The organism is Pluralibacter sp. (assembly GCF_019237635.1).
Lineage (GTDB): Bacteria > Pseudomonadota > Gammaproteobacteria > Enterobacterales > Enterobacteriaceae > Enterobacter_B.
Map to the genome: position 1 here is coordinate 1 of NZ_JAFAGS010000086.1, position 7,781 is coordinate 7,781.

Annotated in this window: 9 protein-coding genes; all 9 read right to left on the minus strand. The window is 54.7% G+C overall.

The genetic code is table 11. The features are described 5' to 3' along the window. On the minus strand, positions 1-519 hold a 519-nt coding region (locus JO226_RS10485), incomplete at its 3' end, for a phosphate acyltransferase (protein WP_293562843.1). Then, the gene (gene eutT, locus JO226_RS10490) at positions 516-1,319 is read right to left on the minus strand and encodes an ethanolamine utilization cob(I)yrinic acid a,c-diamide adenosyltransferase EutT (RefSeq protein WP_293562845.1); all 804 of its coding nucleotides are present in this window, start codon (positions 1,317-1,319) and stop codon (positions 516-518) included. The genes eutT and JO226_RS10485, both read right to left, overlap by 4 nt. Further along, the gene (gene eutQ / locus JO226_RS10495) at positions 1,316-2,005 is read right to left on the minus strand and encodes an ethanolamine utilization acetate kinase EutQ (RefSeq protein WP_293562847.1); all 690 of its coding nucleotides are present in this window, start codon (positions 2,003-2,005) and stop codon (positions 1,316-1,318) included. The genes eutT and eutQ overlap by 4 nt, the downstream gene beginning before the upstream one ends. Beyond that, the gene (gene eutP, locus JO226_RS10500) at positions 1,983-2,462 is read right to left on the minus strand and encodes an ethanolamine utilization acetate kinase EutP (RefSeq protein WP_293562849.1); all 480 of its coding nucleotides are present in this window, start codon (positions 2,460-2,462) and stop codon (positions 1,983-1,985) included. Before eutP ends, eutQ begins: the two co-directional genes overlap by 23 nt. 12 nt (positions 2,463-2,474) lie before the next feature. Beyond that, entirely contained in the window at positions 2,475-2,810 is a 336-nt protein-coding gene (gene eutS, locus JO226_RS10505) for an ethanolamine utilization microcompartment protein EutS (RefSeq protein WP_293562851.1), read from the minus strand. Between the two features lie 232 nt (positions 2,811-3,042). After that, positions 3,043-4,506: an MdtP family multidrug efflux transporter outer membrane subunit gene (locus JO226_RS10510; protein ID WP_293562853.1), complete on the minus strand. Its 1,464-nt coding sequence runs from the start codon at positions 4,504-4,506 to the stop codon at positions 3,043-3,045. Beyond that, positions 4,503-6,548, minus strand: a complete 2,046-nt coding sequence (mdtO, locus tag JO226_RS10515) for a multidrug efflux transporter permease subunit MdtO (protein ID WP_293562855.1) — start codon at positions 6,546-6,548, stop codon at positions 4,503-4,505. Before mdtO ends, JO226_RS10510 begins: the two co-directional genes overlap by 4 nt. Beyond that, positions 6,545-7,579, minus strand: coding sequence for a multidrug transporter subunit MdtN (gene mdtN / locus JO226_RS10520; protein ID WP_293562857.1), 1,035 nt, complete (start codon positions 7,577-7,579; stop codon positions 6,545-6,547). Before mdtN ends, mdtO begins: the two co-directional genes overlap by 4 nt. A 19-nt stretch (positions 7,580-7,598) precedes the next feature. Beyond that, on the minus strand, positions 7,599-7,781 hold a 183-nt coding region (locus tag JO226_RS10525), incomplete at its 5' end, for a YtcA family lipoprotein (protein WP_293562859.1).

A 7,781-nucleotide genomic window follows, 5' to 3' on the forward strand; every position in this document is an offset into this window, starting at 1 on the left:
CGGCTGCGGCACCACGCTGCAATCAGCAAACCCTAACGCCGTTCCGGCGTACTGCGGCAGCATCAGGAAAATCGACGACAGCGTTTTGCACCCCGGCTGCAGGCCGATAATGCGTAGCCCGGCACGCAGCACGTTGGCCGTTGAGGAGAGGTTGCCGGCAATGCACACGTCCGCCTGACCGGCGCTCACCATCGCCGCGGCGAACATCAACGGGTCGTTTAGTTTCTCAACGGCATCCGGCGGCGTTTTTTCTCCGGCGCGCGCGCGCCAGCGTCCGGCAAACGCCTCACGCAGCGGCAGGTTGCTGCGCGGGTCGATGACCTGAATGCCGTCCATCGCCACGCGGCGGCTGAGGGCAAACTGTCGCAGCGCAAACGGGCTGGCGACCAGAATGGGACGCGCCAGCCCCTGTTGTTGCAGGTAGTGCGCCGCTTTCAGCACGCGAGCATCCAGCGCATCAGGAAAAACCACTCTGGCGGGTGCGCGTAAGGCCAGTTCACGGGCGCGTTCAACGATCATTGCTCCCCTCCAAGCCGCTGCTGAATCTGGCTGACGCTAAGCGGATGCGTCGTGACGCTTAGAATCATCATCACGTAGACCGCACTCGAAAGGCGGTTCAGCGCCTGTAAAATGTCCGGACGCTGCACGTCGAAATGGCGGGAAATAAACACCTGCGCGGCAAGGATTTCCGTCTCACGCACTTTGGTACGCAGCAGGTTAAGCAGCGCGGCATCGCGGCCGTGGCTGGCTTCCGGTACCAGATGATCGTGGTCAAGGTAGCGCAGCGGTTGGTGGGACAACCGATGCAGCGCGTCTTCATTAAGCCCGGCGATGGACTGCGCCACCAGCGACTCTTCCATGGCGTCGGCGCGCATAATGTTGCCCAGACGAGAGCGGATATCCGCAAGCCACGGTTGCCACGGTTCCCCGAGTTCGATTTGCAGCCACACCGCCAGGGCGATGGTGCTGTCGAGCCCGGCGCGAAACCCCAGCCGCGGGTCGCTTTTGGCGACCATTTTGTCGGCGGTCAGATGGGTCAGGGCGTCAGGTTTTTTCGCGACCGTCTGACGACACAGCTCGCAGCAGGCTTTAGGATGCGTATCGCTGCTGGTCAAACCGTGCACCGGCTGCGGTTGTTGCTGTTCGTCATCAACAAACAGGCTTCCGTGTTCATCCAAAAACTTGATGCGCAAGTGACGGCTTTCCAGCAGCTCCCGGGCCGAAGGCGTCAGGCGGCTATCCGCCGGAAGATGGATCTCCGCGCCCTCGCTAAGCGTGTGATTCGCTCTGAGCCAGGCTTCGGTGATGAAATCTTTCATAAAGATTGCCAGTTTGCAGGCCAGGCCACGTACAGAAAGCGCACGGTCGATGGCGTGCCAAATTCAATGCTGGAACCTTTAGGGATAAACATCACATCCCCGGCTTTGGCGATCAGGGTTTCGCCTTCATGCCGCACGTGCAACTCGCCGTCGAGCACCATGTCGATTTCGTCATAGTTCAGCGTCCACGGGAAAAACGCGTTGTCCCACTGCATAAACCCGGCGGCCATGCTGCTGCCGTCCTGCCCGGTGACCAGATCCGTTAAGCCGACGCAGTGCGGTTGTGCGCCGTCAAAACGACCAAACCTGACGCTACTGCCGTCAATCACCTTCACGCCGCCTTTACCGGTGACCGATTTAAAACTCGCCTGCATACCGCCCTGTTCAAGCGACTTTTTCTCCTGTATCACTTTGTCCATCAACTGCGCCACCAGGCTTTCGGTAAACTGCCCTTCCGGCAGTTGCGCGATGATGGTTTCGCGGATACGCTGGCTTTCGGTTTTGGCCTCTTCCACTGGCGCGGTCGCCGGGGTCGATTCCTCGCATTCGGCAATAGTGAACCCCAGCAGGTCTGCGACCTCGCGCGCCTCCGGGGTAATGATGCTGGCGCGCAGAACCACCGACATCTCCTGTTCGCCGCGTGCGTGGGCCGCACGAATATCGTTAGCTGTAATGAGTTTCTTCACCTGCCCCTTCCTCCTGTTCGCTAAGTGCTGCCAGATAATCCGCCAGCTGCTGTACGCTCTGCGGGTCCTGGCTATTGAGCGCAAAAATCGGCTCCTCAAACCCCATCCCGCGAAGCAACTGTCGCACGGCGGCAACTGAGGCATCCGGCATATCCGTTTTGCTGATCGCCGCGAGTTGTCGTTTACTGGAACCGATATCCAGCAGCCCGGCAGGTAAGCGACTTTCCAGGTCATTAGCCGCATGGACATAAATCAGCGTATCCACATCCTGCAGCGTGGTAATTAAGGCGTGATACCAGCGAGGATGGCTGAAATATTCCCCAGGAGTATCAATATCGCCGCCATCATTAAATTCCACGGCCTGGGTTTTTCTGGCGAGGGAGTAATTCCCCTGCAATGCATTAAAAAGCGTTGTTTTTCCTGCACCGACGGCGCCGACAAAGGCAATACGCTTCATCGTCTCCTCCAATTAACTTTTCGTTAACTCACAGAGGGTGAAATTTAATAACCGCCCCAGCCCGCTGACCGTCTGTAATAACGCCTCTTCCACGGCGCCGACGGAGCCGTAAATCACCAGCGCGCCGCTGAATCTGTCGAGAAAACCGATATGTACATCGGCGGCCTTCATAGCCAGATCCCCGGCAATCATCGCGGTTTCCCCTGGCGTCAGCGTCATAATGCCGATAGCTCCCGCATCCGGAACGCCAATTTTTTTGGCCAGCTCCCCTCCGGGATGCGCAATAAGATGCGCCAGCGTGACCTGTTTTCCCGGCACGAATTCCTGAATGATGCGTTCTTTATCCATTGCCTGACACCTCCGCTGAGACTGTCCTCATCGTGACAATTTTTTGTCGGAGTAAATAACAAAATTCGGCAAGGTGATTTAAAAGGTGAAGTAGCTCACTAAGAAAATTAGCGCCAGATGTGTGTCTAAAAAGGACTCACGAGGGAAACGTAACAATGCGAATAAAAAATACTGAGGGGTAAGTATTACGGCAACAGCAAAACCGCGTGATAATCATCACGCGGCATAGTCATTATTTATTGTCAGCAGCCGGGGCCTGATAGCCGCCGCCCAGCGCCTTGATCAGTTGAATATTTTGAATAACCCGTCGGGAATCCAGTATCAGCAGCGACATCTCCTCTGCCAGCACCGGTAGTTGTGCTTCAGTTGCCTGCAAACGGCTTCCTAAACCCCGCGTCCAGGCCGCCTGTGCAGATGCCTGGGTATAACGCATGGCGTCAACCCGCTCCAGTTGCAAAGCGCGCTCATCGTTCAACGTTTGTAAACGTGTGCCATTGATCGCCACATCGCGAACCGCATCAAGCACAGACTGATTGTAGCGTTCAATCATCATGTTGCTGGTCGCGCGGGCCCCCTGTAAGTTGGCGTTCAGCCTTCCGCCATCAAACAGCGGCAGCCGCAGTCCGGGTATGAAGTTAATCTGCTTACTGGTGCTTTTAAACAGTTGATCAAGGTGGATCGAATCCAGACCGAAGAACGCTTTGATATCAAAGCTCGGATAGAAAAGCGCGCGAGCCGCATCCACCTGGCTGAGAGATGCTTGCACATACCAGCGCATAGCTTGTAAATCCGGACGTCTGGCGAGTAATTCATAAGACAGCGTCGCCGGGAGACCTGTTTGTATTTGCGGCAGAGAAACCGGTTTAATCTCCGGCATATTACGCTCTCCGGCACCGATTAACGCCCGTAACGATTCTCGCGTCTCTTTGATTTGCCCTTCTACTGCCACTCTCTGTTTATCAACAGCCAGCCTCTGCGCCCTGACAGCATGATAAGGCACTTTTGCCTCCAGCCCATGAGAGACCTTGCTCAAATGCGCTTTCACTGCAAAATCGATAACCTCGCGGGTTTGCTGTAGCAAATCAAGCATCTGGTAGCTCGCCTGCATGCTGTAATAAAGCTGCGCAACGCCGGTACTGAGAGAGAGTTCCACAGCAGCGGTCTCGGCCAATGCAGCATTTTGCGCGCCAATAGCCGCCGCCACAGCCGAACGATGCACTCCCCAAAGATCCAGATCCAACCCCGCAAACAACCCTATTGTCGCTTCAGTATAGTAAGGGCCGTCCATGCCGAGCTTCGGCGCATCCAGAGCATATGGGCTTAAAAAACCATTCGCTGAGACACGCTGGCGGTTGAGCATACCCAGCGCCGCCATCTGGAGTTGCGATCCCGCCTCCAGCATATCGGCCTGCGACTGCGCCTTCTCTTCCCGCAGTTTCGCTTCGGCAAGCGTATGTGAGCCTGAAAGCGCCTGACTGATAAGATTGGTCAACTGCGGATCGTTAAGCTGTCGCCACCACTGCGCCTGCGGCCATCCCTGACTTGCCAGATGAATATCATCAGCTAACTTGATCTGCTCGGGTTTGATCTGTTGGTGTGCAGCAGAATCTTTGCGTATCAACGCACAGCCAGAGAGCGCCGCAGTACTGCTGAGAATGCCGCAAAGTAATAATCGGGGAAGGTGACTGTTCATCATTGAGTGGCTCCTTGCTCCTGTTGATCGGCGGATAACTGCGCCTGGCGGCGCCAGTCTGGTAAACAGGACAACTGCTGCATGAGGCGTTGTTCCAGCGTGTCTAACTCCGGTATGCGTTGCTGAGTGCCTGATGAGAGCGCGAACGTCACGGGCGATCCGCTGCCGGTTGCCAGACTGCCCGCATATTTTTCGAGCGCATCGGCAAAGCGTGCCGCGCGTGCGTTGTGCTCTTCACCTTCCAGGACTCCGGACAGATTCCAACTGGCATCCCAGGTATCAAGGATCTCTCGTCCCTGGCGAATAACCTGCCGACCACGGCTTATCAGCCTGACACGCTCATCCACAGGAAGATGGCGCTCCAGCGCCACACGACCGCACATCTCTTCACAGCTATGGATTGCCGCCATAAAACCGATACGTAGCTGCAAATAACTGCGCTGCGTTGTTGCATCTTGCTGGCGTGGTACCCGGAGAAGTTGGGCAAGCGCCTTGAATGTCCCAGCCAGTTTTTGCGGCAATCCCCCCGCTTCGCTTTCCGGCCAGATAAAGGTGAAGATCACCGCCGAAACGACCGTGCCGATCAGGATACCCATAGCGCGATCGCGAATTTCAACCAGGTCATAGACCGGACCAAACACATTCTCCAGGGTTGCAAGACCAAAGGTGACAATCATCTGGGTGCCAATATAGGAAGATCGTTCCGAGCCGGTCGCAATCCATGCGGCCAGAAGAAAGACAGGTGCCAGCACGCACAGCAATTCAACAATGTTATCCAGCCAGGGGATCACAAATACGGTCAGCAGCAACGCTAAAATGGCGCCACACAACGCACCGCCAAAACGTAACGCCATCTTTTGATAGGAGGAGCCAATGCTGGGATTCGCGACGATAATGCAGGTCAGCATACAGGTATGAATGCCTTCCCAGTCAGCGCCGGAATAGAAAACATAACAAACCATGCATGCCAGCAATGTTTTCAGGGCATAACGCACATAATTAGGGTTAGTAAACGCGTCTACAGCCATTGACGGCGGTTTCGTCACTGGGGCTGGCGGTGTATCGGGGTCCATCTGGCCAAGCGCTAACAGCGCCGCACAAAGATGGTGTAAGCCAGCTTCACGAGCAACGACAATGTCCTCAGCGTTCAGGGACCAGTCACTTTGCCACGGGGTTCCACAAGCAATCGCCTCCTGTAATGCGCTGATTTCATTTCGTAATTTTTGTAAAAAACCATCAATCCGCTGATCGCCGGGTAACGAAGCGACATCGAAGCGGTTCAGCGCGGAATACAGATATGTCACCGTCGCGACACAGGTCTGCCACCAGGCGCTTCTTTCCCGCCACTGCGCGTCATCAGCCATACAAAAGAGGTTGAGCTTTTGCAGCGCCAGCACTTCCTTTTCGATTTTGTTTTCAGGCAACGGCTTCGAAGAGAAAGTCAGGCGGCAGACGACATCACCCAGACATGCGCATAATGCATGGCGCATCTGATGCGCCGCCCGGCTGGGAAACCACACAACCCCGGTCAGCACCATCAGCAAGGTGGGGTAAAGCCCAACAACGATGCACCATAGCGTTAAGCGCAGAGCCACATCCGGATAGTCGAGCATTCCTGGAAACGATTGGCCATAAACCGCAATAATCGCAACGGCGAAAAAGACCAATCCTAGCCGATGCGTACGCATCAAAAACATACTGGCCAAAACAACGATGCTGGCAATAATCATGCGCATCAAAGGATAGCTATATGTCCATTTGTAAATCAGGAACATACTGCCCACTTCAAGCACCGTAGCGCCGACAAACAGAATCGCCACAAATTTGGTATAAAACGCGTTAGACTGGATACCATAAAACAATACTGCTAATGATATTGCCAGAAACGGGATCTCGAACGTCATTGAAATCAACACAACTATCAGGCAATTAGCCCACAGCAGAACCGTCTGGTGCACTCTGCCAGGACGCCTTTCGCTTAGTTCCTCATGAAAAAACGCCAGCAGCCTGACCATCGATAAAGGCAGGAGGTTGTGAATACTCATTGTTGTGGCTCGAGGGTGGCAACGGCCGAAGCACCGATGCGAAACATGTCTGCATCTGGTTTATCCACCGCAATTTTCACAGGAAAACGCTGCGCGACACGAACCCAGTTGATTGAACGAGAAACGTGCGGTAATCCTCCGAGGACAATACCGCCATCATCAGGCAGTACCCCATATCCGATCGAATCCACTTTCCCCTGAAACGTTTTACTGGTATCGCTCATCAGGTGAATTGTTGCAGAAGTTCCCGGGTGAATATTCTTCAAATCCGTTTCGCGGAAATTGGCGATGACATACCAGTGGCGAGTGTCGATCAGCGTGAAAACAGGCTTCATCGCGGAAGCAAACTGACCAACAGAGGTTTTCAACGACACAACGCGGCCATCAAAAGGCGCGCGAACGGTAGCCATGTCCAGATACAGTTTGGTCAGGGCGATATCCGATTGTATGACCACACGCTGGGCAACAAGCGCATCTACCCCACTGACGGCGCTGGCGGCCTGCTGCGCCTGCAATAAAACGGCGTTAAGATCGGCTGCGGCAGCGCGTTGCGCCGTTCTGGCGCGATCGACATCTTCAGCAGAAACAAAACCTTCAGACAATAAAGGCTCAGTGCGACGGAGCGTATCCATTGCCTGTTTCGCAGCGGCTCGTGCTTTTTCCACTGCCGCCTGGACGGAGTCAGCGCCAAATTTCTGCGCATCGACGCTGCGCTGCGTCAGCATAATCTGTTTATCAAGCGCCGCGAGCGCGGCTTCCGCTTTTGCCAGGTTAGCCTCATACTGGCGGGGATCGATGCGAAAGAGCAGATCGCCCTGCCTGACCAGTTGATTATCTTTTACCGCCAACTCGACAATGCGGCCATTAACCTCGGGGACGACGTCAATGGTATCAGCAGCAACATAAGCATCATCAGTCGATGGGGAGTGATGAACTCGCCAGATAACGAAAGCCAGAACCATCAACGTCAGCACAATCAGAATCAGAGCGGGTATCTTTTTAGCGTTTTTTTTCTTCAGAGAACTTTCCATGGGCGCATCTCAACATGAATTAAAAAAAGACCAGCCAACACAGCATGGAGAAGAGGGCAAATAGGCTGGTATAGACAAGCGCGGGAAAACCCGGCTGCACATGTCTTTTTAAAATGAATCGCCGGGCGATCAAGGTCACGATGACACCCGCAATGATGCAAAATAACCAATCGGGATAATAAGCACCGATGACGGATATCGA